This window comes from Pseudanabaena biceps PCC 7429 (genome assembly GCF_000332215.1).
Taxonomy (GTDB): Bacteria; Cyanobacteriota; Cyanobacteriia; order Pseudanabaenales; family Pseudanabaenaceae; genus Pseudanabaena; species Pseudanabaena biceps.
Genome location: NZ_ALWB01000010.1, coordinates 1 through 24,853 on the forward strand (window position 1 = coordinate 1; position 24,853 = coordinate 24,853).

Genomic DNA, 24,853 nt, shown 5'->3' on the forward strand with positions numbered 1-24,853 from the left:
TTTCATCTACTTTAGGCAGTTTGTATCTCTTTTACTCTGCCTTTTTTTCCTTTTTTAGTCTAAACTCCAGTAAATGAACGTCAGTTCGGGTTAAGCTGGCAAATTTTAAAAGTTAAAAAGTAAAAGCCTTGCTACGCAAGGCTTTTACTTTTTAACTTTGATAAAGGGTTTGCGGCTTTAAAAAGAAAAAAGCGATCGCAAGGCAATCTGTAGATTTTAACGAAAAGTAGCTAACTGCGACATTTGTTTTTCATTGGCGATACTCATTACCTGTCGCTTAGGATCGACTACGATCCAACCCTTTTCCTTGAGTTTATCCAATACTTTAGTCGTATCTTCAGGGCTAACTTCAGATAAATCAGCAATATCTTGCACAGGAATATTGAAAATATCAATTCCCGACTCATTCTTATTCCCATAAGCATCAGCTAATCCAGTCAAAACCGTAGCAATTCTGACCGCAGGCACTTGCTGGCGCAATTGGGTACGCTGATTAGTTTTGCGTAGTCGGCGTACCATTAATTGCAACATCCGATGATGCAATTGTGGATCTTTGAACAGAAACTGAATAAACTTCTGGGCGGGAATACTCAGAACGCGCACGGGCGTAAAAGCGACTACATCCGTAGAGCGAGGTGATTCATCTAAAATCGCCATTTCTCCAAAAAAGTCGCCGTTGCCAAGTATCGCTAGTGTTGTCGCATCCTGACTTCTTAAGAATCTAACCTTTAACCAGCCTGAAAGAATGAAATATACAGCATTGCCCCAAGCATCCTCCATTAGCACAGCCCTTCCTGAAGGATAGTCGCGTTCTACTGCTTCAGCGAGGAGCCATTCCAAAGTTTCAGCGCTAGCAGCGTCAAATAATGGAAAAAGCTCTTTGAAGATATCCGTTTGCATGGGAATTTTTTAAAAGACTGAATCTTGTAAGCAAGAGATGAGCGATCGCCATTGTTAGCTACTAAAGTTACGGGGAATTAAACACCCATAACCTCATAGCCAGAATCTACATAGATAATTTGCCCAGTTATGGCACTGGATAAATCGCTACCCAAAAAAGCTGCGGCATTGCCCACATCTTCCGTTGTAACGAGGCGACGTAAAGGGGAACTTTCTTCATAATGATGTAACATTTTGTGAATATCACCGATCGCCGAAGAAGCAAGCGTGCGAATTGTGCCCGAAGAGATGCCGTTGACCCGAATATTGTCAGGTCCCATATCTGAAGCTAAATAACGCACATTCATTTCCAGAGCTGCTTTGGCTATTCCCATCACATTATAATTAGGAATAACCTTGACACCGCCAATGTAGGTGAGGGTGATTACGCTACCACCATTTTTCATTAAAGGTCTGGCGGCGCGGCATAGGTGGATTAAGGAATAAGCGCTTACATCCAAAGCTAACTGAAATCCCGCACGGGATATATCGGTAAAACTTCCAGATAAATCTTCTTTATTTGCAAATGCCAGACAATGCACCAGAATATCAATTTTTTCCCATTTTTCGGCAACGGCGGTAAAAAGATCGTCAACCTGAGCATCATCCTGAACATTGCAAGGTAACAAGAAGTCTGGTGCTAAGGGCTCGGTCAACTCGGCAACTTTACCTTTATTGCGATCACGATCGTCTGGTAAATAGGTGATACCGAGCTTAGCACCAGCCTGATGTAACTTCTGGGCAATACCCCAAGCGATCGAACGATTGTTGGCAATCCCAGTCACAAGAGCGGTTTTCCCACTCAAATCTAACAAACCCGTCATGTATATTTCCTAACGTGAACCCAGCATAAACAAGCTTTATTTAAAGCTTACATTAAAAGCCCATACTCGCGCTTGTTGCTAAAGGCGCAAGGGCTCTTTGAAGAAAACTGAGTGCCAGAAAAGCCAACATTGGCGAAAAATCCATGCCCCCAAGTGGCGGGATAATCGAGCGAAATATATTGAGGTAGGGATCGGTAATCTGACTAAGGGCGGCAAAGGGCTGGTTGTACCAATCAATATTGGGAAACCAAGTTAGCAACACCCGAATAAACAGTAAGCCTAGGTAGATCGAGATAAAAGTGCTGACTGAACTAATAATAACTGCCATAGGATGTGGTGAGGTTGTAGGTGGGGATGTAGAACAATGAGAATGAATTAGTAATGAATATAAAAATAGCTACCATTATTCTACTGAATAGAGCAGAAATCAGGATTACGATCGTTACTTATCATCGCCATTTATATCTCGCAATGATTCAAGCGATGTTTGCTTGCGACCATTTTTCCCTTCAGCCGTAGCCAATTCTTGGCTAACTGAGTCGATCGCTGCATTCAATTGGGCAATTTTCTTTTCGAGGTTGCGACGGGCAAATTCGCTAGAAGTCTGAGGCTTGTCTAGGATTCTCTCGCCATCGGATTGGCGATTCAGCATCTCATCTTCTGGCTCACTGAGTTTAATTGCCACCAATGCTCCAACTACGCCGCCTATGGCAGCCCCGAAGAGAAAGCCTCCCCAAAAATTACCTGAATTATCTGCCATAGCTTTGCCTGCCTTAACGATCTCAACAACCTTGAATATTGTTTAAACAATGCTTAAACAGTAGGACTTTTGGCACATCATATCATTTTGACTGGCGTTATAGCGATGGGCATAATTAAAACCTAGAATCAAAACCTGTAGCGCACGCGGCGCGTGCGCTACAGGTTTTGATTCTAGGTTTTATATTTAATTGCGCCTAGCGACTTAACATCTAAATGATCTAATTTCAAGTTAAGAAATGGCTAGCCATTTCTTAACTTGAAAACCCTTACTAGGTTTAGTTTTTAATTCACAAAAGTGTGACAACACTTTTGTGAATTAGTACTAAGTATCTAGGTGCAATCAAATATAAAAGAACAAAAGCCGTAGCGTACGCTGCGCGTGCGTTATGGCTTTTGGGGCTGGGTTTTAATTATGCCCAACTACTTATTCACTTATTGCAGAATTTTAGGATACAAGACAATAGCGATCGCCTTTTGGGTCTCTTCCAGCGTATGTATCAACGTCGTTAAACTGCTCTGTCTTTCTTTGCTAAAAGCAGTGTTATCCTTCATTCCCACTTTTAATAAATCATTGCGTTCGGCACGCGCCACTTCATCTTGAGGATTTTGAGATAACCAATTGGTATAGGTATCAATCGCATCATACCAATATGCATTTTTTACATAGATCCTTGCCTTTTCCAGATCGTTTTGGGCTGAGGCAATTTCTTTTAACCGCACTGTATCGTCATCGCGACGAATCGTGGTACTGACATTAATTAGATTGTTTGGCGATTCTAGACGAATCTGTAATCGATAGATTTTTCCTTTGACAAGTTCGGGAGCATTCTCAGGCAATGTTAATTTATATAGCCCTGAATCTTCACCCTTTCCCAAGGCTGTGAAAATTGATTTTGAGGATATTTCATTGCCATCACGCAAAAATACAGTTATTTTGAACGGAATTTTAGCCGCAACATTAGGAACGATAGCTGATTCAGATGAAGAATTGTCGGAGGCGATCGTCGGAGGTGCAATATACCAGTAAAATGTCGGACGAGCCGCCACAGTCCTTGCCCCATCTTCAGGAACGAGCATTGTTATTTGTGGTAAATTACCCCTAGTTGCCCCACCAGTACCTGCGGATTTTGACAAGCCTAAGCCATACTGGGCAAAGGCTGAAGGCACAAAGATCGTTGAGCCTGCAAGAGCAGCTACCGTAATTGTACCAAGCGCAATCTTTTTGATCCCAGATAAAATCATTGTTGAATAATCCTAGTTGAATGATCCTAGTTACTTTTCTCAGTTTTCCCAGTTTTGTATAGAGTACCCACCCTATTAAAAACTGATTCTAATTAACTGATTCTAATTTTCAGATCGAATAATTGTCCTCAGAAGTTCCCAAACTAGTCAAACTTTAATATTTTAGAAACATTTCATATCTTTGAATCTAAATTAACCTCAGTTTGGGTTAAGCTAGCAAATTTAAAAATCCCAAAAGTAAATTATCCCGAACTCATGTTAATTAGCTGGGCATAATTAAAACCCAGAATCAAAACCTGTAGCGCAAGCTGCGTGTGCGCTACAGGTTTTGGGGTTTGATATTTAATTGCGCCTAGCTACTTAGGACACTTGGGGACAGCTCTTGGCGACAGCTATAGATGCTTTGCTACCCAGTGGGTTAACGATGCCTTTTTGACTTCAGCGTTATTAATTATTCTTAGTTCTTGAATTTCTATATATTTTATGGTTAGTAGTTACAGAATTTTGCGTAGCTACTACTAATTTTGATCTCTATAAAATAGTTCACAATCAAATCTCGATAGATTACTTTCATGGCATCAAGGTAACTAGATGGGGCTCGTTCGTTTTAATGTTTGACTTCATCCAAATGAGTGATTGCATTTTGCGACTTTCCTCTCACAATAAAGATTAGTAGTCTATGCGATCGCACAAATGCAGTTTTTGCGACAATTAATCCTAGTCTTCACCCATAGAATTTATTACTCGTAAGGATCGGCTTAATTAACTTTCTTAAACAAAATTAAAGATAAAAAAAAGCCCACACAGGGAATAATTACTTTGGTGTTGGTGTTGAGAAATTCACACGTAAGCAAAAGTTTATAGTTAATTCTAAAGAAGTAATTATAGGGAACCTCTGGTTTCTAACATTCGTCTTTTGCATTCTAGCAGTCAGTCTAATCAAGTATGGCATTCATCTCTATCAGCTAAGACTGTTCTGATTTTGGATGTGACTTAACCATCACAATTCAAGTTTAGCGATCCGAGATTCAGTTTTCCTTTCTCATTTTTCTGCCAAATTGACATCTAAATAACCTCTCTAAAAATAATCCCTCTAAAGAATAGTAGTCTTGGAAACTTTCTAAATCCAAACTAGGGCTTACATACGTAATTTTATTATCGATTGATTCTTTTGAGGATGTCTAGATTTTAGGAATGGCTTCTATCGGTAAGGCTTTGTAGTCATATCAATAACAATTAGGTGAGCAACTTGATAATTTAAAAGAGCAATTTAATAGGCAATTTAAAAGATCAATTTAATAGGTGTAAATACTTAGTCAAAATTCAAGTCAAAATTCGCACCAAAATTCAAGTCAAAACCCAACTAAATCTTGAGATAGATAGTAATATCCACCCTTTGACTTTTTTAGTTAATTTGTAATAATATGTAACTCCAGACGCAAGAGATTAAAAGGTTAACCCTGTATTATACAAATCAACCTTGGAGCATTTGACGCATTTATAGACCGAATTTATAAAACTTAAAGATTATGATTTTTAGCTATTAAGCTATTAGGTTTAAATTTTAAAGTTATGAGGTCTTCTTTGTTTCAGACTTCTAGTCTTGGAGAAGCACTCTTGAAAACGCTTAGTTTAAAAATTTGAGGAGCGATATGTCTGAAGAACCATTGACCCAACCCACACCAAAGACAGTGGATAGGCAAGCTAACAAGCAGGTCGGTCTGTCTGCTGACATGGTTCGCACGTATTTGCATGAAATTGGCAAAATCCCTCTACTCAGCAATGAGGAGGAGATTGTGTACGGTAAGCAAGTGCAGCAGATGATGTTACTGTTTGAGGTGCAAGAAAAAATTGCCCATAACAGCGATCGCTTACCAACTGAGCAAGAGTGGGCGGAAGCGGTTGGTCTTGAGCCAGAGATTTTGCATAGCAATATTCGGATTGGGACAAGAGCTAAACGCAAAATGATTGAGGCGAATCTCCGCCTAGTTGTCTCCGTTGCGAAGAAATATCAAAAGCGGAACTTAGAACTTCTGGACTTAGTACAGGAAGGAACTCTTGGATTAGAACGTGCTGTAGATAAATTCGACCCAACTAAAGGCTTTAAATTCTCTACCTATGCCTATTGGTGGATTCGTCAAGCGATTACCCGCGCGATCGCTCAGCAAGCGCGAACAATTCGCTTACCAGTGCATATTACCGAAAAGCTTAACAAGATCAAAAAAGCCCAACGTCAACTGTCACAGGATCTAGGACGAGTTGCCACTGTAGCGGAAATCGCCCATGAGTTGAAGATAAAAACCGATCAAGTTCGTGAATGTTTATCGTTATCGCGGCAGCCCATTTCCCTTGACCTGCGCATTGGTGATAACCAAGATACTGAGCTTGCTGAGCTTTTAGAAGATACTGGACGTTCTCCTGATAACTATGTCGAGCGAGAGTCTCTACGCACCGATATTCAAAGCTTACTCAAGGAATTGCCTGAAAAGCAGCGCCAAGTCATGGTGTTACGCTATGGCTTAGAAGATGGTCAAGAGATGTCCCTCGCTAGTATTAGTAAGCGCATGGATCTCAGTCGTGAGCAGGTAAGGCAATTAGAACGCCAAGCGATGGATTATCTCCGTAAACGGAAAGCCCGTATGCAGGAATATTTAGCTAGCTAAAAAACCAACAGAGGAGATGCATTGCGTCTCCTCTTTCCATATGTATAGAGAAATTGTTTGGTTTGGGATCTCTAAAAATTTGCAATAATCTATTGTTAGTTCTTCGATACCCACTCACCAAATTTACAAACCTCTATGCCGCTCAAATCTACAACCCGTCATATTCAGATTTATGCTGCCATCATTGAAGAGCAGAATGATGAACTGATCGACAGCGAGAATATGCTTACATTAGATGTCGATCCTGATAATGAGCTGAACTGGACAGAGGCGGCTCTCCAAAAGGTGTATCGCAAGTTCGATCTGTTAGTGGCTGACTATAAAGGGGCTGACCTGACTGATTACAATTTGCGACGGATTGGTTCTGATCTAGAGCATTTTGTGCGATCGCTATTGCAGGAGGGTGAAGTTACCTATAATCTCAATCACCGATCGCTTAACTACAGCATGGGCTTACCTCAGATTATTAATACCGAAGCCCAATAGTGGGCATGGTATTGCTGACTCTCATCTCTCCCAATTATTTTGCAATGCAATATTTTCAAAACTATGTCTGAAACCGTACCAACCTCTGAAGAGCCCAAGGTAAAACCTGCCGCTAAGCCTAAAGCTGAAAAGCCCCCTGCGATCGAGGAGTTACCCTTTGAAGAATTTATCAATATTCACTACCTGCCAGCTTTAACCAAAGCCTTTGGTAAAAATGGAGTCACGGATTTGCAGTTGGAGTTTGCTAATTTTCAAGTGCGTGGAACTTGGGCGCAAGGCTTACGCCAGTTTACAGTTTATTTTTCTAAAGCAGATCTTAATGCTCAGAAGGCTTTTTCCTGTGCTGATGCTGGGCGATCACCTAGTACAATCGAGCCGTTTTTGATCGATGAGCGTAAGGCTCCTTTAGATTTATTGGTATTTGGTGTAATTCAGCGTCTAACCGCTCAGAAATGGCTACAACCAAATTAAATTCCCTCAGTTATAGCTACAGTCACTTGACTTAACCCCAAGAATTGAATGGCGGTGCTTCGCGCCGCCATTCAATTCTTGGGGTTTATGTCCTATTACACTTGGCGACAGCTATAATACCAATCCCCAAAATGGCGTTGCCATTTTGGGAATCTCAAAACCTTACTGGGTTTGTTTTTTAATTCACTGAAGCGTTGGCTCACTTCAGTGAATTGTTATTAATTATGCCCAGTAATTAACGTGAGTTCGGGATGATTTGAAACTGGCTTTGAGAGAGGGTTTGCTACACAAACCCTTTCTCAAAGCCCAAAAGTAAAAGCCTTGCGGCTTTTACTTTTGGGCTTTTAAAATTTACCAGCTTAACCCGAACTCACGTTATTTACGGACTATGGTTTGTGCGCCATTTACAATCTCGATTTTCATGCCCAGCTTATCGAGTTCTTGGGCAACGATTTGGACAGTTTTTTTGTCCATAGCGTTTTGCAAAACAAGTGACCAAGCGCCAATCTGGGCCTTAGTCAGATCGCGTTTTTCCTCGAGCCATTGCGCTGATTGGCGGGAAAATTCCGCAGCTAGTTTGGGATCTTCGAGCGTTTTTTTGCCAGATAAACTTGCCTTGTCTGCCCATTCCGCCGCTTTGAGGTAGGATTCTCTTGCTCCTTTAGCATCACCTAAAAACAAAAGTTGATCGGTTGCTCGGTATCGCCAAACTATATAGGCATTGGGTTGTTGTTCGGGATCTAGCGATCGCAGTCCCTTCGCGTATATTTCGTTGGCTTCCCTAGGAACCCCTGCAAACATCGATACGCTAGCTGACAAATATATATAGCTACTCAGAAATCGCGGGTCGCGTTCGATAATATTTTCAAAGTAGTGTGGGCTTAGGCTATATCCAGTTTGAAAATTGTTTCTCGCAATATCATCGCCAAAGTACTGCAAAAATTGCAAAAATGTAAAATTGGCAATCATATTATTAAACCCCAGTCCTCTTGGGGGCAACTGCCGAATCAATTTCAGCCTTGCTTCTTCTTCTCTAACTGCTTTACGAGTTTCTTCTAGGGTTTGTCCGCCCAATCTTTGATTTAATTTGGGGATTTGAAAACTGAGGGCGATCGCTCCAAAAAGGGCGATCGCACCCAAATTAATCGCAAGGTTACGAAACCGCATCTGACTTACTTGCCTTCGGAAATAAATGTATCTTTACTCAGACTATCAATCAGTTTATTACTTGGCGAACCGTCAGCGGGCGTAATTGTATAAAAGTTTTGCGCTCTGACGATCGCATTACGAGTTTCAGCAGACAATACGCCATCAGCCTTCCCATTATAGAAGCCCCTCTGGGTTAATAAGCGTTGTAGTTCCGTAATTTGAGGATTACCTGTATTGCTAGCGGCGGGTGTTGGCGCGGTAGTTGCGGCAGGTGTTGTGGGTTGGACTTGAGGGGTTACTTGAGGATTAGCTGTGGGGGCAGGAGTAGCTTGGGTGGTTGGCTGAGGAGTTGCTTGAGCCGAAGGGGTAGCTGCTGCCTGCGGCTGAACGCGAATTTGTGGTTGCAACTGGGGTTGAGGAGTAGCTTGGGGCTTAGGTTCTACACGAACGCTGGGTGTCGGAGCGGTATTTACCGAGACTTGCTTCTTCGGCGCACCAGATTCTAAAGCTGCGATCGTCCTCGCTCCAGCAATACCATCTGGGGTTAAACCATAGGCTTTTTGAGCGGCAACAATTGCTTCTTTTGTACGAGAACCTAGAAAACCTGTAATTGGACCATTATAAAATCCCCGATCGGTCAGTAAGTTTTGTAAGTTAGCCACTCCACCATCATTGATATCTGGTGTGGTTTTAGTTGCTTGATTATTGCTTGTCGATGGATTGACCTTAGGAGCAGTAGGTCTTGCATCTTTTTGCAATGCGGCAATGGTCTGAGCACCAGCAATACCATCGGTTGTCAAGCCATAGGCTTTTTGCGCAGCAGCGATCGCGGCGTTAGTTTGCGCTCCTTTGACTCCATCGATCGCGCCATTGTAAAAACCACGCTTAGCTAATAGCTCTTGTAATGCGGCTACATCTTTATCATTACCTTTATCATTGGTAGCTGCGGATTTAGTTTCAGGATTCTTGCTAGCAATATTGACGGTGCTACTACCAGATTCTAAAGCAGCAATAGTTTGCGAACCTGCGATGCCATCAGCAGCTAAACCATAGTTTTTCTGAGCAGCCACGATCGCTAAACGCGTTTGTGGTCCCATAATGCCATCGACAGCACCATTATAAAAACCACGCTTACTTAGCAATGCTTGTACGTTAGAGACTTCATCACTTTTTGTCGTAGTACTGCTAATGGGAGTTACGGCAGATTTACTCCCACCATCGGTTTCTAAAGCAGCTAGGGTTTGAGGACCAGCCACACCATCGGGCGTGAGATTATAAGCCTTTTGGGCTGCTACGATCGCAGTGCGAGTCTGAGATCCCATAATGCCATCGACAGCACCATTATAAAAACCACGGTCAGCAAGCAATTTCTGAAGATTCATCACCGCTGATGAGCCACGGCTATTCGTTTCGCCAATGGCAACGGTGGTATCGGCAACATCAGCTTTGGGGGCGATTGCTTCTTTTCCATTCTCAAGGGCCGCAATGGTTTGACTACCCACAATGCCGTCGGGGGTAAGCCCGTAAGCCTTTTGAGCGCGAAGGATAGCATTTTTAGTTGTTGATCCAGCAACTCCATCGATCGCTCCTGGATCGAAGCCATTTTTAGATAGGAGGGACTGGATGTACTTCACATCCGAGGAAGGTGCTTCGGCAGCTAGAGCATTGAGGGTCGAACCTAAACCAACTAGTAGAGCACTACCCGTTAAAAGCACACTAAAACTCAGCTTGGCTGATTTAGTCGTTAATTTTTTAGACCATGCAGCAAAAGATTCGGGGATCTCGCTAGTGATTGCATCGTCGGTATAAGTAAATTCTTCTTGGATATAAGCTAGAAGTTCCATAATTAGACCTTTTGGAGATTGTGGATTGAGAGTCTTAAAACTGAGAAATATGTCGAGCTAGAAATAAGATTTGGAAGATTTGGAATATTTGTTAATTAGGTAGAGTTAGAACTTTTGGCGGCGGGGACAGGAGCATTTTGACTGGAGCTAGGTGCTTGCTGTGTATTTTTTAAGGGCACATTGCCACTAGACTGAGCATTTGGATTACTTTGGGGGCTATTGGGAGCAGATTGGGCAACATTTTGATTTTGAGAGCTATTTTGAGACTTTAGCGCTGTAAGCAATTCAGGGCTCAATTCGCCAGTTGCGGGTTGCCCGTAGGCAAGTTGCGCTTTTAAAATACTGTCCTTGGTACGAAGATCGTATTGACCGTTAAGTTCAGCCCCATAAAAACCACGCTCTTTGAGGAATAATTGAGCATCTACCACTTCTTGGGGAGTTGGCGATCGCGGTAAAGCTGGCTGGGATAGAGGCACATTATTTCCACCCGCTAGTAAGGAACGCGTCGTCAAGGGTCCCACAAACCCATCTGGGGTTAAGGCGTAGGCTCGCTGGGCTTTCATGATTGCCTCAGTCGTGGATTGACCTATTTGCCCATCAATTTCACCTTGATAAAAGCCCCTTTGCTTTAGCAATAACTGTAAATTGCCAATCTCGCTTAACGCTGAACGCTGGGAATTAGGTGTTTGAGAATTAGGTATCTGGGAATTAGGCGTTTGAGAATTAGGCGTTTGAGGAGTATCCGATCGCACGATCGTAATTGTCTGATTGGGACTTTGGCTCGAACCCTGATTTTGGGAGGTGTTACTATTTTTCTCTGTCGGTGTGACTTGTTTCTGGGGGACAGTGTTGGTTGGTGATGAATTTCTTAGCATGACCAAGGTTTTCTCCCCAGGAATACCGTCGGCAATTAGATTGGGTTGTGTCTTTTGAAAATCAATCACAGCTTGTTTGGTAGCACCGCCATAGACCCCATCAATATCGCCCACTGCAAAGCCACGCTGAGCTAATAAAGTCTGTACCTCCAACATATAACTTGTATCGCAAAGATATAGGTTGGTGCACCAAGGGGCTACATTAACCGAAGGCTCTAGGATGAAAGCCGATGCAGGCGCAGAGTTATAACCCCACCCACCAAGACTGGTAAGGGCGATCGCCGATAGCACATAGGCTTGCCATCTAATCGCAGCAAAGCTCCAATCAAGCCCATTGCGATCGCCATCGGTAAACTCAACGGAAATGAGCAGTTGGCGATCAGATGCCCCCTGATTGGTTTGTTCGTACGCCCATGCATCATATATATATGCTGCAAGTTCCATAGGTGCTACCAAAATAATTGAGGTATACCTTATTTTAAACGATTTTTTCTGGCTTCTTATGTCAAAAAATGTATATAAGTAGCTAGGCGCAAATAAATATAAAACGCAAAAACCTGTAATGCAAGCGCAGCGTGCATTACAGGTTTTTGCGTTTTAATTATGCCCAGTTATTTATGCCCAGTTACTTAGGTTTAGTTTTTAATACCAATTCCCAAAAGTGTAGCTACACTTTTGGGAATTGAAAACCAAACCCAATAAGGGTTTTAAAATCACAAAATGGCTACGCCATTTGGCACTGGTCAGTTAATGGGGGATGGATTCTGAAATGCCCATTTCATGCCAACAAAAAAGGTGCAAATATGTCGATCACGTTTTAGATGACCAGTGCCCACTATCTGCTTATTTGGCGGATAAGTATATGTTGGGTGAAGTTAATGAAGGTTGGGAGCAGGTTGAAAAAATTTACCAAGAAAGCGATCGCGAAGAATTTTTTGCTTCTTTGGAAAAGCTGCTTTACAGTACGGGCTACATACATTAACCGCATGGCAATCGCCTCAACTGCGATCGCATCCCGACGAGTTTAGAAATCTAAAATAAAAACAATATCTTAAGTAACACGTTAGGCTGAGAAAATTATTAAGGTCTATACGTGGACTCAGATAAAGAGTAAAATCGAAATGACTGACAAAAAACGTCAGAATTGACACTTAAATTTTAACTCTTAGCAATTTACTGCTAGTCTAAAAAGCGCTAAAAGAGTATCACCGTAATGATCGAAGAAGAAAACCAACTAAATTCTGATGACCTCATTGATGAAGATGATGAGGTTCTTGAGTCACGGCTGCAACAACTGGCAACCGAAGAGTTAAATCAAAACTCAAGTCCCGAAGTATCTCAAACAGAAGTTAGTCCTGCTTCTGCGGCAGCTAGCGAAACAAAGTCTGAAGCAAGCAAAGCAAATGCGGCGGCAGCAGCCACGCTAGAAAAAATTAATAACCTAATTGCCGAATCAACATCTCTAAGAGAGCAACTAGACGATCGCAAGCAACAGTACTTGCGGCTATACGCTGACTTCGAGAATTTTCGTAAGCGCACAGAGCGCGATAAAGAAGAGCAAGAAGGCACGATTACAGGTAAAATTCTCAAGAAAATCTTGCCTGTAGTCGATGATTTCGAGCGCGCACAGTTGCAGATTTCACCTAAGACTGACGGTGAAGCCTCAATTCATAAAAGTTACCAGTCGGTATATAAGCAATTGCTTAAGTGCCTCAAGGAAACTGGTGTGGCAAGAATGGAATGTATCGGACAAGATTTCGATCCCAATTTCCACGAAGCTATCATGCAGGAGCCATCCCCTGACTACGAAGAGGGATTAATTACTGAAGAGTTACGTCCTGGATATTTAGTCAGCGACGATCGCGTTTTGCGTCATGCTCTCGTCAAAGTTTCTTCGGGCAAAATTGGCGGTGATGGCAATCCAGCATCCGCAGATAATGCTCCCGAAAATGCATCTAGTGAAGCCAGCTAGATTAAATATTTCAAGATGCGATCGCCATTGCATCTTGAAAGGCATTCTTAGGGTACATTATTCAGAAATTCATTAAGCTAGACTTTTAAAAAAGCTTTGTAACGGAACTGACGATTATGTCGAAAGTAATTGGGATCGACCTTGGTACGACAAACAGTTGTGTTTCGGTTTTAGAGGGTGGTAAACCCGTTGTCATCTCCAGCGCTGAGGGTGGACGCACCACACCGAGTATTGTTGCATTTGTCAAAGATAGCAACGAGCGCATTGTAGGACAGGTAGCGAAGCGACAATCTGTTACCAACTCCGTAAATACGGTCTATAGTATTAAGCGTTTCATTGGGCGTGGCTGGGGCGAGACCGAAGAGGAGCGTCGGCGAGTTCCCTATAAGGCAGTCAAAGGTAAAGATGAAACTGTCGATGTCCAAATTGGCGAAAAGACCTATACCCCTCAAGAAATTTCGGCAATGATCCTGCAAAAGTTAAAGCAGGATGCCGAAAACTATCTGGGCGAAGAAGTGACTCAGGCGGTCATTACGGTTCCTGCATACTTCACCGATACTCAGCGTCAAGCAACAAAAGATGCTGGAGCAATTTCGGGGATGGAAGTATTGCGGATTGTCAATGAGCCTACCGCCGCAGCCCTTGCCTATGGGTTAGATAAACAAGATCAAGATCAAATTGTTTTAGTATTTGACCTTGGTGGCGGTACGTTTGATGTGTCCGTACTGCAACTAGGCGATGGTATTTTTGAAGTCAAAGCAACTTCTGGCAATAATCACCTTGGAGGTGATGACTTTGACGCAGCGATCGTTGATTGGCTATTGGCTGATTTCAAACAAAAAGAAGGCATTGATTTAGCTGCCGATAAGACAGCCTTACAGCGGCTCAAGGAAGCCGCCGAAAAAGCAAAGATTGAACTTTCTAGCGCCCCTTCCACCTTAATCAGTTTGCCATTTATTGCCGCTGATGCTAACGGTCCCAAGACAATCGAGCTAGACTTCACCCGCTCTAAGTTTGATGAAATTACCGCACCTCTTGTCAAAGCAACCCTCGAACCTACTGCCCAAGCTTTGAAAGATGCAGGGCTATTGCCTAAGGAAATCAATCGCATTATTTTGGTTGGTGGTTCGACCCGCATTCCTTCAGTACAGGAAGCCATATCGAAATTTTTCGATGGTAAAAAGCCAGACCAATCCGTTAATCCCGATGAAGCCGTAGCGATCGGAGCCGCTGTTCAAGCTGGCATTCTCGGTGGTGAAGTCAAGGATTTATTGTTATTAGATGTAATTCCCCTGTCGATCGGGTTGGAAACTCAAGGCGGCGTATTTACCAAGAACCTAGAACGCAATACCACCATCCCTACAAGTAAGTCGCAGATTTTCTCTACAGCTGTTGACAACCAATCAGCGGTAGAAATCCACGTCCTTCAGGGCGAACGCGCCATGGCAAAAGACAATAAAAGCCTTGGTAAATTTGAGTTAGAAGGTATTCGCCCTGCACCAAGGGGAATTCCTCAGATTGAAGTTTCCTTTGATATCGATGCTAATGGCATTCTTAAGGTATCTGCCCGCGATATTGATACTGGGGTCGAGCAGAGTATCAGCATCACTAATACTGGCGGCCTAAGCCCTAGTGAAATTGAGAGAATGCGGATGGAAGCTGAAGTATATTCCGAAGAAGATGAGGCTCGTCGCGAGCTTGCCAATATGCGCAACCAATCTTCTAACCTCATTCGTACTGTCGAAGAAATCCTTAGAGACAATGGTCCTACCGTAATCAGTCAAAGTATGCGTGAGACTCCACTCAAAAATGTGGAAACCCTCAAAAATCTCTACGAATCTGAAGATGCTACCTACGAGGATCTTCAAATTGCCATTAAACCCTTACAGCAATCATTGTTTGAATTAACTCAAGCCGTTGAAAAATACTCTCAAGTCGAGCGGGTTAAGCAAAAGCCCAGCAATAGTGACACCTTAGAATAAAGCAGAAGGGAGATGTTCGGCATCCCCTCTGTTTTACTGAGAGCGCAAAGCACTGTATGATGACAGAGTTATCCTCGTATTTTTAGCTACAGTTATTATTACTATTAATGACTGTAAGCTTGTTCTGTAAACCGTGAGCCGCTATGTCACTGTTTGATTGGTTTGCCGAAACGCGTTCGCGCGCAAGTGAAGCATATCGCCGCAAAAGTCCTAATCTCAATCAAGACTCTCAAGAACGTGAAATTCCTGATGGGTTGTGGCACAAATGTTCTAGTTGTGGTGCTTTGACCTACGTTAAGGATTTAAAAACCAATTTGATGGTTTGTCCCGAATGCGGTCATCACAATCAAGTTAATGCCTACGAACGCATAGCTCAATTGATCGATGCGGGGACATGGCAAGAGATGGATGCAGATTTAACTTCCTGCGATCCTCTAGGATTTAAAGATCGTAAGCCCTATATCGATCGCATCAAAGAATATCGACAAAAAACAGGCTTAAGTGATGGGGTGATCACTGGCACTGGCAAGATCGATGGTTGTGACGCAGCCCTTGCGGTAATGGATTTCCGCTTTATGGGTGGCAGTATGGGATCGGTCGTTGGCGAAAAGATTACCCGTATGTTGGAAACTGCGACAGCAAAGCGTTATCCTGCTTTGATATTTTGTGCTTCTGGTGGGGCGCGGATGCAGGAAGGGATTTTGAGCTTAATGCAAATGGCAAAGACTTCGGCGGCTCTTGAGCGTCACCGTCAGGCAAATTTGCTGTATATCCCCATTTTGACTAATCCGACAACTGGCGGTGTAACCGCAAGTTTTGCGATGCTTGGAGATCTGATCTTAGCCGAACCTAAAGCTTTGATCGGTTTTACGGGACGACGGGTCATTGAGCAGACTCTGAAGCAAAAAATTCCTGAAGGCTTCCAGTCTTCTGAGTATTTACTTGATCATGGGTTTGTGGATGCGGTTGTACCAAGAACTAAGCTCAAGCAAAGTTTGTCGATGATTTTAAAAATGCATCAACCACAAACAGATATTGATAGCGATCGCCATCTTAACGGTGCTGTTAAGTCTGGAATTGATATTTTGTCCGAGGTAAACTTAGCTTCTGAGGTTTAACTCTATCAATTAACTTCACAAGCCCAAGAAGTATGGACGGATTTAAAATTGGGTGGAGCAAATTCGGCAGACCTATTATAAGAGAACGAGTAGCTGCACCAAGTGAGCCTCTGAGGTGCATTTTGATCGATCGCTAGATTCATGGCAAGTCGTGGAGCTTCGATCGCTAATTTAATAGCATTTTCTGGAGCATTTTCTGGCTCACAAACTCCCCACTCGATCAGATTATTAACTGCGTTGATTAAGGGCAATGTCGTACCTGATAGCGTGCCATCGGGTAATCTTGCTGTGCCATTTTGAATCGTAATCTGGCGATCGTCCCAAGGATAAGTGCCATCGGGTAAACCTAGAGGCGCAAGGGCATCACTGACCAGAAAAATTTGTTTTTTCATCCGATAGAGCAGCTTGATCATTTCGGGCGAAACATGAACGCCATCAGCGATTAGTCCGCACCAAACCCGATCGCTTAATATTGCTGCGCCCAATAGCCCCACATCGCGATGATGCAAACTCGGCATGGCATTAAAGGCATGGGTGACCATCGTTGCCCCTTGAGCGATCGCTGTTCTTGTTTGTTCTGCATTAGCCGTAGAGTGACCTAGACTAACGATGATTTGATGATCGCGTAAATATTGAATCGTTTCTCCTGAAGGATCGAGTTCGGGCGCAAGAGTAACTAATTTAATAATGTCGGTGTAATCACCTAATACCTGCCGTAATGTATCGAAATTAAGCGGTAATAGATGTTGTTGCGGATGTGCGCCCCGCTTATCGGGATGTAGAAACGGTCCTTCGAGATGGACTCCTAAAATTTTGGCTTCATGGGGATCGGGATGTTGATTTTGATAGGCGATCGCTTCGGCTAGGAAAAATAGCGATCGATGAAACTGCTCAATAGAGGCAGTAACGAGCGTAGGCAAAAATCCATCTAGTCCCTGTTGATATAAAAATCGACAAATTTCTGGTAACTTAGCGGCGCGATCGCGATTTAAATCGTTAAAAGGAATTCCTAATGCTCCATTAATTTGAAGATCAATTGCTCCTTGGGTAGAACAGATAATTTCACGTAAACCTGTCATGATTTCTGGCGATCGCTAATTATTTTCATCGAACTAAGAGAGTGCGTCCCAAAGGGGCGCACTCTTTAGAATTGCTATAGGCTGAGCTATGATGATCGTAGATATCACTCCAACCTACCTAATTCTAAGCTTATGACAGTTCAATTGCTTACGCAAAACCAGAATAAGTTGGCGAATAAGTTCCTATTGACGACCCAGCAATATCATCTCATGCACGAAGTTGGTGTTTTCCAAGAGGGCGATCGCCTCGAACTAATTAACGGAGAAATTACAACCATGTCACCAATTGGCAGAAAACACGCTACTTGTGTTGCTCGACTGAATGCAATATTTACTACTCGTCTTTTTGGCAAGGCTATCATCTGGCCGCAAAACTCAATTCGTCTAAATGATAACTCTGAGCCACAGCCAGATATTGCCATCTTAAAATTTCGTGATGATTTTTATGAAGAGGGATTACCAACCCCAGAAGATATTTTGTTAATTATCGAAGTTGCTGATAGTTCCATTGACTATGATCGCGAAGTAAAAGCACCTCTATATGCGGCGGCGGGGATTCCTGAAATGTGGTTGTTTGATGTAAATAAAAAAGAGATCGAGGGATATTCGCAACCATCGGCAAATGGATATAAGTTAATCAGACGCTACGATGAGAATGATACTCTATCAATTCTTGCTTTTCCTAATGTGACTTTCAATTGGAATGAATTGTTTTAAATTCTAGTGAGAATCTCGCTGACTAATTTTCTAAGTTTAGAGAAGACATATCTCTTACTCATTAAGACTGCTGTAGCTTAATCAGGGCTTGGGTTTTGGCAAGGCGTACTAAATGCTCGATAAATTCATAATGCTCCCATAGTAGGCGATCGCTTTCATTAAAGCTTTGAGCACGATTTTTTTCTAATAGATTATCAATTTCTTGCTGTGCGTCTGGTGCAAGGAGTAAATTCAAGACTTCTTGAGGGGATGGAAGTTCGGCTAAGAAGTGCAAGATGTCTGCCAATCCAGAAAAGCCATTATTGGGATTAGGGTTCATTTCTCGCAATCCTAGCGACATTAAAGGTCACACAAAAAATGAATCAACTCTACTCTTTACTAAAGTAAAAATTGATCTGTTTTGAGTAAGTTTGACAATAAAAGGAATGCTCTCTCAAAACTAGGAAATCTATATATCCATAAAACATTTTTTCCATTATTTCTATGAACTAATATTCCTATATAGAATCCTTCGACCTCCTTTTTCTGTAGACTCATCCGAAAACTCAAACAAATTGCTTGCTATCATTAAATCTTTTAATTTCTTAAATCCAAATTTTTGCTTTAGAGAATTCAACTCTTCTGGAGATTGCTTTTTGATCTTACTAATTGCTACATCTAGGGAAATCCATCCATTGGGACGCAGTTGTTGTCTAGCAATATCAGAAAGCAAGTAGATAAGCGAGCTATTTACTAGAAAATCATGTTTTAATTTGTCAACTAATTCTTGTGTATATTCTTGAAGGCTTTCTTGTAGCATTTCGGTATATGCTTTCAAACATTGAAATGTCGGCTTTATCTGATTGTCATATTGATAATCAAGTTCTTTACACGCCAACTCACACCCTTCAATTGAATTTAAATAATCCCAATTTGGCAAGGAATTATGTACAAGTAAGTTTCTATTTATCCTCAGCAAATCAAAAGATTCTTGACTCTTCTTTTTTAGATTGCTATTTTTTTCAAACCTAACATCAATAGAAACCCAAATTCCTGTGAGACTTTCTGGTGTTTTATCTTGATCAGATGAAGTGCTTTCTTTGAAAAAATCTTCAATTAACTGACCCATATTTTTATTGCCGTAATACTCTAATTTTTTGTCTGCAAGTATCTTTAGTTCATTGCTATATCCTGAAATATATCTACGAGATAACAAGTATTTTAATTGTATCTCTATCTTTTGTAAGAGCATAATGTTTCTACCAATTTTGCAATATACATTACTCTTAAATTGTTCTAAATCTATTCCTGCTTTCTGGACTCTATCTGAAACATCTTTTTCAGTGGAAGCACCCAAACCTACTATTGACAGTAAAAAACTGTTGTAAGGGGTATCTGTTTTTATGTCAACAGTCTTGTAGCGAAGGTAGCCAATAAAATTGATAAGCTCAGAGAAAGCATCCTCTGGCAAGTTATCAATTAACTCAATAATCTGCTGTCGCGTTGGAGTTAGAGTATTCATAAGCAAAATATGAAAGATACTCATCATATTTTAGCTGCAAGATTAGGCGATCGCGCTTTTGGCTAGCTGATTTTATGAGAAAGGCGATCGCTTTGAATTTTCTAAAAGTTCAAAGCGATCGCCTTTTAGTTTATAGATTTTGCTAATTTGCTAACGTGAAATCAAGCAAATATTGGTTAGACAATTGCTTGGTTTGCAACATTGCTATTGATTGCTTCTCTGAGAGCGCGAACAGTCGCAATCATGGAAACCACATCATTCAATTGATTAACTGCGGAACCAACACCAACACCCGACGCACCCGCAGCGATCGCCATTGGTGCAGTGATATTGCTCAACCCAGAAGCGCACATTACGGGAATAGAAACGGCACGGCTAATCGCATGGGCAGCAGCGAGAGTAGGCGATGCTTTTTCGATCGCACCGAGTACACCTGCATGGGTTGGAGCGGAACTCGTACCACCTTCAGTTTGGATGATGTCAGCGCCAATTGCCTCTAGTCTCTCCGCGAGGGTAACTTGCTCGTCTAGGGGCAAAGTGTGAGGAACCGTGACGGAAATTGCAGTATGAGGCAACAATGCTCTGGTTTCTTGGGTAAGAGCAATAATTTCATCGGTGGTGAATACACGACCTTGAGCGTAGAAGCTGTCGTAGTTACCAATTTCTACGATATCTACGCCATTAGCAACGGCTTCTACTAACTTGCTAGATTCAACTGCGGAAACACAAATAGGTAAAGAGCAATTAGCCTTAGCGATCGCAATGAGTTCAGCATCAGCAGCAATGTCAACGAATGTTGCGCCACCGCGATCGGCTGCTTGCACGACCATTTTCACGGAGTCGCGATCGAAGTTTTGCAAGCCACTAATGATTTTTAGAGCGCTACGACGGCTGAAAGCATTTGCCAAGGTAATAGGTAAACGTGACATAATCTGTGTCATCCTAGATAGACTAAATATTTAGATGTACGACTACTTTAACGCGATTTTGGGTAAAACCCAAAGAGTGCAGGTCTGCATATCCTACTCTTTGGGCTTCTAAGTAGTTCGGCATCGTTAAAAAAACATAGCAACCATAAAAGCCAAAAGATGAGTGGCGGCGCTTCGCGCCACCACTCATCTTTTGGCTTTTATGTGCTGATACAGTTGACGGCAGCTATAGAATGCCAAAATGCAGAATGCCAAAATGCAGAATGCCAAAATGCAGAATGCCAAAATACAGTGCCAAAATCAATATTTAAAAGAACTCTGCGGTGATACTCACAACAGCTTTACAACTAGCATTAGGTTCTAGAACAGTTAAATATTCTTTGGTATTAAGAGCATTACGAGTTGCACTCCAAGGCTCTAGGCAATAGAAGTCCTTGCCCTTAACTGTCCAAAAGACAAGATAGGTATAGAAATCATCGTAATCGATCGCAATTTTGAGATTGCGATCGCGATCGATAATTGAGGTTGAGCGGCTAGAGAGATTACCAAATACGGAATCAATCTCATCTTGATCAAAGTCAAACTTACCATCAAAGGCAAAGTTCTCTTTGGTGCGATTATCCTCATAGCTAACCGAAGGAATATTAGCTTCGATTTGATTTTTGTCGCCACAGAGAAAGTAGGGATGGAACCCAGAAGAGAAAGGCATCGGCGTAGAAGAGAGATTTTTGTACTCCTGATGAATCTCTAAGGTATTTCCCTTTAGCACATAGGTAAAGGCTAAATGGAAGTCAAATGGATAGACAGCCTTAGTTTTTTCGTTACTAACTAGCTCAATCATTACACTTGCTGCGTCATCTGTCTGCTGCCCGACAGCGCTCCAAGAAGATTCACGGGCAAATCCATGCTGTTTGATCTTGTAGTCTATTCCGTCAATATCATAGGTATCATTGGGCAAATTACCACAGAGAGGGAATAAGATCGGATTTCCGCCTCTAACACTCAAGTCAGGATGGGTAAATCGCTCAGTGTCAAGATAGAAAACCTCTTGTCCATTGATCCGCCAGCTTGTCACAATGCCACCGCGCTCTGGCACAACTTCTATTTGAGAACCTGCGCTCTCATCAGACAAGACATAGGTTTTGTATTGCTTTTGCTCGATAGAAACTGTATACACAAAATTTGCCTTGTAACATTTCAGAAATAATTATATAGCAAAGGAGAATTATGGTTCGTTCCTATCTTGTTTTTTGACCGCACATCCAAACGGATAAGCTGTGTAATAGGTGCGATCGCGTTTGCCAAACAATTCATATCGAGTATCGCGAACTTGGATATAGGCTGAATCCCCCAGATTTTTTAGGGGTGACATCGCGCGATATGCCCCAACTAAAGCCTTCCCCATGGGTAACAGTCGTACAATTTCTTCAGCCGCATCACTGCCTTGCCATCTGTGGGTTGGTTCCATTAGATCAATGAGGATCATTCCCATTTCACAATCCGCAGGGGTGACATTTAACTGTTGTAAGTTTTCCTCATCTTGCATCGGCACATAGCCGAACAATCTACCACGATCAAACTTCGATAAAAGTCTAACAAAGCTAACACAAAGATTACAATTACCATCATAGATTACGGCGTAGGACATAGACATATATGACTATTACTTTGGCTCTTGGTGGTTGCCACTGTGGAGCAGTGAGATTTCGCGTGGCGATACGTAAATATGAGGCGATCGATTGTAATTGTTCGATCTGCCAAAAGAAAGGAATCCTGCATTTGATCGTACCACCTGAAGATTTTGAGTTACTACAGGGTGAGGATAATCTAGAGACCTATAGTTTTAATACAGGTATTGCGAAGCATAATTTTTGTAAAACTTGCGGCATTCATCCCTTTTACCGTCCGCGATCGCATCCTGAGGATTACGACATTAATATTCGCTGCTTAGATGGTGATTCCATGGAGAAGTTTACCATTCAATATTTTGATGGAAAACATTGGGAAGATAATGTTTCGCAGATTCGAGCATCAGTTAGTTAAATAATAAAAAATGGGAAGTGCCCAGCACTTCCCATTTTTTATTCTCGCTCAAGTTAGCTACAAGCGACAGGTGCGCCCAATTCTTTGGGTGTAGCAAAGGAAGTACCACAACTGCAAGACTTGCTCGCGTTAGGATTGCGGAAACGGAATCCTCCTCCTAGCAAATCTTCGGTGTAGTCGAGTTCTAGTCCTTGCAACTGGGGCAAATTGCTATTGTTAATCACAATTTTTACACCATTGCATTCGTATTGATTGTCATCCGCTTCAAGTTGATCGGCAAAATCCATCAAATAAGATAAGCCTGAGCAACCACCTTGCTTAATGCCTAAACGCAGAGGTGCAGTGGTAGCGCGTTGGCTTTGGAGGTTTCTTACGCGAGCGATCGCTGCGTCAGTCAATGTAATCATGCGAAATTTTCCTATATACGAATCGTGCTAATGGCAATCTTAGTCTTCTAATAGGACAAGCGCAATACTAGCGAGGGAGACATTTGTATAGCCAGCTACCTTGACTGCTTTGTAAAGGGGCTTAGTAAGCGGAAATTTATGTACACCCAGCAATCGCACACCTTGATCTAGCAATAGTCCAGACTTAAAGTGAAAATTGCGATGTAACTTTATCGCTTTAGCAAGCTTAGATTTAGCTTTGCAGCAAACCATGGTTTTTTTCCAAATAATTTTGACGGCTATCTCTATGTTATCGCAAGTACCAAAAAGTGTGGGAGACGTAGTTAGGGACTTGCTATAGCAACGTAAGGTTTACTTAGGACATAAACTAAGGATGAGTGGCGGCGCTTCGCGCCGCTACTCAATCTTTGGGGTTTTGATTTGTCCTAGCGATCTCTTACGTTGCTATAAAAATGCAACTAATTTTTTTAATTACGATTTCCTTCAAAGATGGTTATTGGGTAGTTAGCGTAAAATTATCTGTATCTTCATTGACCTTTTATCTGTTAAGTTATGCAATTTGCCGATCGCCTCAAGCCTCTACAATTTAATGTCTTTGCCGATATGGATCGGGCTAAAAGTGAGGTCAGAGCCACAGGTATGACCGTCATCGATCTATCCCTTGGTTCCTCCGATCTACCGACAGAGCCATTTATTTTAGAGGCGATCGCCAAATCTTTAAACGATCCCCATACCCATGGCTATTCTCTATTTGGAAGTACCTTAGACTTTAGGGAAGCAGTAGCCGCATGGATAAAACAGCGCTTTAGCCTCACAATCGATCCAGAAACAGAAGTATTACCTCTCATTGGCTCACAGGAAGGTACAGCTCATTTACCCCTTGCGATCCTCAATCCTAACGATTTTGCACTTCTGCAAGATCCTGGCTATCCATCCCATTATGGCGGAATTCATCTAGCAGGTGGGCGCGTTTATGGAATGCCCCTATTAGCGGGAAACAACTTTTTACCAGTATTTGCCGATATCCCCGCCGCAGTCCTCAGTCAAGCCAAAATGATGGTGTTAAGCTATCCCCACAATCCCACCACCGCTACCGCCACGCTGGAATTCTTAAAATCAGCAGTTCAGTTTTGTCAAGAGCATAATCTCGTATTAGTGCATGACTTCCCTTATCTCGATCTGATTTTTGATGGTTCAACTCCACCCTCGATCTTGCAAGCCGATCGCGATCGCGGCGTTAGCATCGAATTTTTTACCATGTCCAAATCCTACAATATGGGCGGGTTTCGGGTAGGCTTTGCCGTCGGTAATCGTGAACTAATTCAAGCTTTGCGCCAAGTTAAAGCTGCGGTAGATTTCAATCAATATCAAGGTATCATGCGTGGTGCGATCGAGGCTTTGGCAAGCGATCGCGCATCGATTGATCGTGTAGTTAGCGCATTTCAAGAGCGGCGCGATGCGATGATTGATTCGCTCAAGGCGATCGGCTGGGCAATTCCCACACCTAAAGCCACCATGTATCTTTGGGCAAAATTACCCGATCGCCATGCCCATGATTCAGTTAAATTTTGTCTAGATCTAATTAGCTCAACTGGCATAGCCCTATCTCCTGGCAAGGGTTTTGGTCAGCATGGTGAGGGTTATGTCAGATTTGCCTTAGTCCATCCACCAGAGATTTTGCGAGAAGCAGCCAAAAAAATCGGTACATTCTTACAACTGCAAAAATAAAATTGGAATGAAAACATTCAGTGTAATGCGAATAGCGACAGATGCAGTATTACTTCCACTTTTGTAGGCTTTATTTGTTAAGATTAGCTTAAACCTTGTATACATTGAAATCACTACAGCTT

Annotated in this window: 26 protein-coding genes; 10 read left to right on the plus strand and 16 right to left on the minus strand. The window is 42.3% G+C overall.

Translation table 11 applies throughout. The annotated features are described in order from the left end of the window. Positions 1 to 216: 216 nt before the first annotated feature. The 5 genes from PSE7429_RS02150 to PSE7429_RS02170 form a co-directional block, all read right to left on the minus strand. Entirely contained in the window at positions 217 to 900 is a 684-nt protein-coding gene (locus tag PSE7429_RS02150; protein WP_009625399.1) for a Crp/Fnr family transcriptional regulator, read from the minus strand. Between the two features lie 77 nt (positions 901 to 977). After that, complete coding sequence (gene fabI / locus PSE7429_RS02155) at positions 978 to 1,754, minus strand: enoyl-ACP reductase FabI (protein WP_040687041.1); 777 nt, start codon at positions 1,752 to 1,754, stop codon at positions 978 to 980. Between the two features lie 61 nt (positions 1,755 to 1,815). After that, positions 1,816 to 2,091 (minus strand): YggT family protein, encoded by a 276-nt coding sequence (locus PSE7429_RS02160; RefSeq protein WP_009625401.1) that lies wholly within the window; start codon positions 2,089 to 2,091, stop codon positions 1,816 to 1,818. A 114-nt stretch (positions 2,092 to 2,205) separates the two neighbouring features. Then, positions 2,206 to 2,523 carry a hypothetical protein gene (locus tag PSE7429_RS02165; protein WP_009625402.1) on the minus strand — a complete coding sequence of 106 codons (318 nt, stop codon included), beginning with the start codon at positions 2,521 to 2,523 and terminating at the stop codon, positions 2,206 to 2,208. Between the two features lie 434 nt (positions 2,524 to 2,957). Continuing rightward, the gene (locus PSE7429_RS02170; protein WP_009625403.1) at positions 2,958 to 3,767 is read right to left on the minus strand and encodes a DUF928 domain-containing protein; all 810 of its coding nucleotides are present in this window, start codon (positions 3,765 to 3,767) and stop codon (positions 2,958 to 2,960) included. Between the two features lie 1,652 nt (positions 3,768 to 5,419). Here PSE7429_RS02170 and PSE7429_RS02175 point away from each other — a divergent pair. The 3 genes from PSE7429_RS02175 to PSE7429_RS02185 all read left to right on the plus strand — a co-directional run bounded on the left by PSE7429_RS02175 (position 5,420) and on the right by PSE7429_RS02185 (position 7,387). Continuing rightward, positions 5,420 to 6,430 carry an RNA polymerase sigma factor, RpoD/SigA family gene (locus PSE7429_RS02175; protein ID WP_009625404.1) on the plus strand — a complete coding sequence of 337 codons (1,011 nt, stop codon included), beginning with the start codon at positions 5,420 to 5,422 and terminating at the stop codon, positions 6,428 to 6,430. 135 nt (positions 6,431 to 6,565) lie between these two features. Beyond that, complete coding sequence (locus tag PSE7429_RS02180; protein WP_009625405.1) at positions 6,566 to 6,916, plus strand: NAD(P)H-quinone oxidoreductase subunit M; 351 nt, start codon at positions 6,566 to 6,568, stop codon at positions 6,914 to 6,916. 63 nt (positions 6,917 to 6,979) lie between these two features. Further along, a complete protein-coding gene (locus PSE7429_RS02185; RefSeq protein WP_009625406.1) occupies positions 6,980 to 7,387 on the plus strand; it encodes a DUF2996 domain-containing protein in 408 nt (135 codons plus the stop codon). Positions 7,388 to 7,762: 375 nt separating this feature from the next. Here PSE7429_RS02185 and PSE7429_RS02190 read toward each other — a convergent pair whose 3' ends face one another. The 3 genes from PSE7429_RS02190 to PSE7429_RS02200 all read right to left on the minus strand — a co-directional run bounded on the left by PSE7429_RS02190 (position 7,763) and on the right by PSE7429_RS02200 (position 11,699). After that, the gene (locus tag PSE7429_RS02190) at positions 7,763 to 8,554 is read right to left on the minus strand and encodes a hypothetical protein (protein ID WP_009625407.1); all 792 of its coding nucleotides are present in this window, start codon (positions 8,552 to 8,554) and stop codon (positions 7,763 to 7,765) included. Between the two features lie 5 nt (positions 8,555 to 8,559). Beyond that, positions 8,560 to 10,380: a peptidoglycan-binding protein gene (locus tag PSE7429_RS27020; RefSeq protein ID WP_009625408.1), complete on the minus strand. Its 1,821-nt coding sequence runs from the start codon at positions 10,378 to 10,380 to the stop codon at positions 8,560 to 8,562. 95 nt (positions 10,381 to 10,475) lie between these two features. Further along, positions 10,476 to 11,699 carry a peptidoglycan-binding domain-containing protein gene (locus tag PSE7429_RS02200; protein WP_009625409.1) on the minus strand — a complete coding sequence of 408 codons (1,224 nt, stop codon included), beginning with the start codon at positions 11,697 to 11,699 and terminating at the stop codon, positions 10,476 to 10,478. A gap of 313 nt (positions 11,700 to 12,012) precedes the next feature. On the opposite strand from PSE7429_RS02200, the gene PSE7429_RS26165 reads away from it, so the two are divergent. The 4 genes from PSE7429_RS26165 to accD all read left to right on the plus strand — a co-directional run bounded on the left by PSE7429_RS26165 (position 12,013) and on the right by accD (position 16,327). After that, entirely contained in the window at positions 12,013 to 12,237 is a 225-nt protein-coding gene (locus tag PSE7429_RS26165) for a hypothetical protein (protein ID WP_158467603.1), read from the plus strand. Between the two features lie 231 nt (positions 12,238 to 12,468). Then, a complete protein-coding gene (gene grpE, locus PSE7429_RS02205; protein WP_009625411.1) occupies positions 12,469 to 13,227 on the plus strand; it encodes a nucleotide exchange factor GrpE in 759 nt (252 codons plus the stop codon). 116 nt (positions 13,228 to 13,343) lie between these two features. Beyond that, entirely contained in the window at positions 13,344 to 15,209 is a 1,866-nt protein-coding gene (dnaK, locus tag PSE7429_RS02210) for a molecular chaperone DnaK (RefSeq protein WP_009625412.1), read from the plus strand. A 143-nt stretch (positions 15,210 to 15,352) separates the two neighbouring features. Then, positions 15,353 to 16,327, plus strand: coding sequence for an acetyl-CoA carboxylase, carboxyltransferase subunit beta (gene accD / locus PSE7429_RS02215; RefSeq protein ID WP_009625413.1), 975 nt, complete (start codon positions 15,353 to 15,355; stop codon positions 16,325 to 16,327). A 5-nt stretch (positions 16,328 to 16,332) separates the two neighbouring features. Here the strand turns inward: accD and nagA are convergent, their stop codons facing one another. After that, entirely contained in the window at positions 16,333 to 17,406 is a 1,074-nt protein-coding gene (gene nagA / locus PSE7429_RS02220) for an N-acetylglucosamine-6-phosphate deacetylase (RefSeq protein WP_009625414.1), read from the minus strand. A gap of 132 nt (positions 17,407 to 17,538) precedes the next feature. On the opposite strand from nagA, the gene PSE7429_RS02225 reads away from it, so the two are divergent. Continuing rightward, entirely contained in the window at positions 17,539 to 18,123 is a 585-nt protein-coding gene (locus PSE7429_RS02225) for a Uma2 family endonuclease (RefSeq protein ID WP_009625415.1), read from the plus strand. Between the two features lie 61 nt (positions 18,124 to 18,184). On the opposite strand, the gene PSE7429_RS02230 is transcribed toward PSE7429_RS02225, so the two are convergent. The 5 genes from PSE7429_RS02230 to PSE7429_RS02250 all read right to left on the minus strand — a co-directional run bounded on the left by PSE7429_RS02230 (position 18,185) and on the right by PSE7429_RS02250 (position 22,201). Next, positions 18,185 to 18,442, minus strand: coding sequence for a hypothetical protein (locus PSE7429_RS02230; protein ID WP_009625416.1), 258 nt, complete (start codon positions 18,440 to 18,442; stop codon positions 18,185 to 18,187). Between the two features lie 162 nt (positions 18,443 to 18,604). Further along, positions 18,605 to 19,624, minus strand: coding sequence for an OST-HTH/LOTUS domain-containing protein (locus PSE7429_RS25880; protein ID WP_009625417.1), 1,020 nt, complete (start codon positions 19,622 to 19,624; stop codon positions 18,605 to 18,607). A gap of 176 nt (positions 19,625 to 19,800) precedes the next feature. Further along, positions 19,801 to 20,553, minus strand: a complete 753-nt coding sequence (locus PSE7429_RS02240; RefSeq protein WP_009625418.1) for a DUF561 domain-containing protein — start codon at positions 20,551 to 20,553, stop codon at positions 19,801 to 19,803. A gap of 307 nt (positions 20,554 to 20,860) precedes the next feature. After that, on the minus strand, positions 20,861 to 21,730 hold the full coding sequence (locus tag PSE7429_RS02245) for an aldose epimerase family protein (RefSeq protein ID WP_009625419.1): 870 nt from the start codon (positions 21,728 to 21,730) through the stop codon (positions 20,861 to 20,863). A 48-nt stretch (positions 21,731 to 21,778) separates the two neighbouring features. After that, positions 21,779 to 22,201, minus strand: a complete 423-nt coding sequence (locus PSE7429_RS02250; RefSeq protein WP_009625420.1) for a thiol-disulfide oxidoreductase DCC family protein — start codon at positions 22,199 to 22,201, stop codon at positions 21,779 to 21,781. Between the two features lie 8 nt (positions 22,202 to 22,209). On the opposite strand from PSE7429_RS02250, the gene PSE7429_RS02255 reads away from it, so the two are divergent. After that, the gene (locus tag PSE7429_RS02255) at positions 22,210 to 22,596 is read left to right on the plus strand and encodes a GFA family protein (RefSeq protein ID WP_009625421.1); all 387 of its coding nucleotides are present in this window, start codon (positions 22,210 to 22,212) and stop codon (positions 22,594 to 22,596) included. A 53-nt stretch (positions 22,597 to 22,649) separates the two neighbouring features. Here the strand turns inward: PSE7429_RS02255 and PSE7429_RS02260 are convergent, their stop codons facing one another. Continuing rightward, on the minus strand, positions 22,650 to 23,003 hold the full coding sequence (locus tag PSE7429_RS02260) for a HesB/IscA family protein (RefSeq protein ID WP_009625422.1): 354 nt from the start codon (positions 23,001 to 23,003) through the stop codon (positions 22,650 to 22,652). A 39-nt stretch (positions 23,004 to 23,042) separates the two neighbouring features. Beyond that, entirely contained in the window at positions 23,043 to 23,255 is a 213-nt protein-coding gene (locus PSE7429_RS02265; RefSeq protein WP_009625423.1) for a hypothetical protein, read from the minus strand. Positions 23,256 to 23,555: 300 nt separating this feature from the next. Between PSE7429_RS02265 and PSE7429_RS02270 the strand changes: the two genes are divergently transcribed. Continuing rightward, positions 23,556 to 24,731 carry an LL-diaminopimelate aminotransferase gene (locus PSE7429_RS02270; RefSeq protein WP_009625424.1) on the plus strand — a complete coding sequence of 392 codons (1,176 nt, stop codon included), beginning with the start codon at positions 23,556 to 23,558 and terminating at the stop codon, positions 24,729 to 24,731. The last annotated feature ends 122 nt before the right edge of the window (positions 24,732 to 24,853 follow it).

Bases quoted from the DNA above. Each gene is read 5' to 3' on its own strand.
- PSE7429_RS02265 (WP_009625423.1), bottom strand. From the start codon at position 23,255: ATGGTTTGCTGCAAAGCTAAATCTAAGCTTGCTAAAGCGATAAAGTTA.
- nagA (WP_009625414.1), bottom strand. From the start codon at position 17,406: ATGACAGGTTTACGTGAAATTATCTGTTCTACCCAAGGAGCAATTGAT.
- PSE7429_RS02270 (WP_009625424.1), top strand. From the start codon at position 23,556: ATGCAATTTGCCGATCGCCTCAAGCCTCTACAATTTAATGTCTTTGCC.
- grpE (WP_009625411.1), top strand. From the start codon at position 12,469: ATGATCGAAGAAGAAAACCAACTAAATTCTGATGACCTCATTGATGAA.
- PSE7429_RS02160 (WP_009625401.1), bottom strand. From the start codon at position 2,091: ATGGCAGTTATTATTAGTTCAGTCAGCACTTTTATCTCGATCTACCTA.
- PSE7429_RS02165 (WP_009625402.1), bottom strand. From the start codon at position 2,523: ATGGCAGATAATTCAGGTAATTTTTGGGGAGGCTTTCTCTTCGGGGCT.
- PSE7429_RS25880 (WP_009625417.1), bottom strand. From the start codon at position 19,624: ATGAATACTCTAACTCCAACGCGACAGCAGATTATTGAGTTAATTGAT.
- PSE7429_RS02170 (WP_009625403.1), bottom strand. From the start codon at position 3,767: ATGATTTTATCTGGGATCAAAAAGATTGCGCTTGGTACAATTACGGTA.
- PSE7429_RS02150 (WP_009625399.1), bottom strand. From the start codon at position 900: ATGCAAACGGATATCTTCAAAGAGCTTTTTCCATTATTTGACGCTGCT.
- PSE7429_RS02175 (WP_009625404.1), top strand. From the start codon at position 5,420: ATGTCTGAAGAACCATTGACCCAACCCACACCAAAGACAGTGGATAGG.
- PSE7429_RS02240 (WP_009625418.1), bottom strand. From the start codon at position 20,553: ATGTCACGTTTACCTATTACCTTGGCAAATGCTTTCAGCCGTCGTAGC.
- dnaK (WP_009625412.1), top strand. From the start codon at position 13,344: ATGTCGAAAGTAATTGGGATCGACCTTGGTACGACAAACAGTTGTGTT.
- PSE7429_RS02190 (WP_009625407.1), bottom strand. From the start codon at position 8,554: ATGCGGTTTCGTAACCTTGCGATTAATTTGGGTGCGATCGCCCTTTTT.
- PSE7429_RS02200 (WP_009625409.1), bottom strand. From the start codon at position 11,699: ATGGAACTTGCAGCATATATATATGATGCATGGGCGTACGAACAAACC.
- PSE7429_RS02225 (WP_009625415.1), top strand. From the start codon at position 17,539: ATGACAGTTCAATTGCTTACGCAAAACCAGAATAAGTTGGCGAATAAG.
- PSE7429_RS02180 (WP_009625405.1), top strand. From the start codon at position 6,566: ATGCCGCTCAAATCTACAACCCGTCATATTCAGATTTATGCTGCCATC.
- PSE7429_RS02260 (WP_009625422.1), bottom strand. From the start codon at position 23,003: ATGATTACATTGACTGACGCAGCGATCGCTCGCGTAAGAAACCTCCAA.
- PSE7429_RS02255 (WP_009625421.1), top strand. From the start codon at position 22,210: ATGACTATTACTTTGGCTCTTGGTGGTTGCCACTGTGGAGCAGTGAGA.
- PSE7429_RS02230 (WP_009625416.1), bottom strand. From the start codon at position 18,442: ATGAACCCTAATCCCAATAATGGCTTTTCTGGATTGGCAGACATCTTG.
- PSE7429_RS02250 (WP_009625420.1), bottom strand. From the start codon at position 22,201: ATGTCCTACGCCGTAATCTATGATGGTAATTGTAATCTTTGTGTTAGC.
- PSE7429_RS02185 (WP_009625406.1), top strand. From the start codon at position 6,980: ATGTCTGAAACCGTACCAACCTCTGAAGAGCCCAAGGTAAAACCTGCC.
- accD (WP_009625413.1), top strand. From the start codon at position 15,353: ATGTCACTGTTTGATTGGTTTGCCGAAACGCGTTCGCGCGCAAGTGAA.
- PSE7429_RS27020 (WP_009625408.1), bottom strand. From the start codon at position 10,380: ATGGAACTTCTAGCTTATATCCAAGAAGAATTTACTTATACCGACGAT.
- PSE7429_RS26165 (WP_158467603.1), top strand. From the start codon at position 12,013: ATGGATTCTGAAATGCCCATTTCATGCCAACAAAAAAGGTGCAAATAT.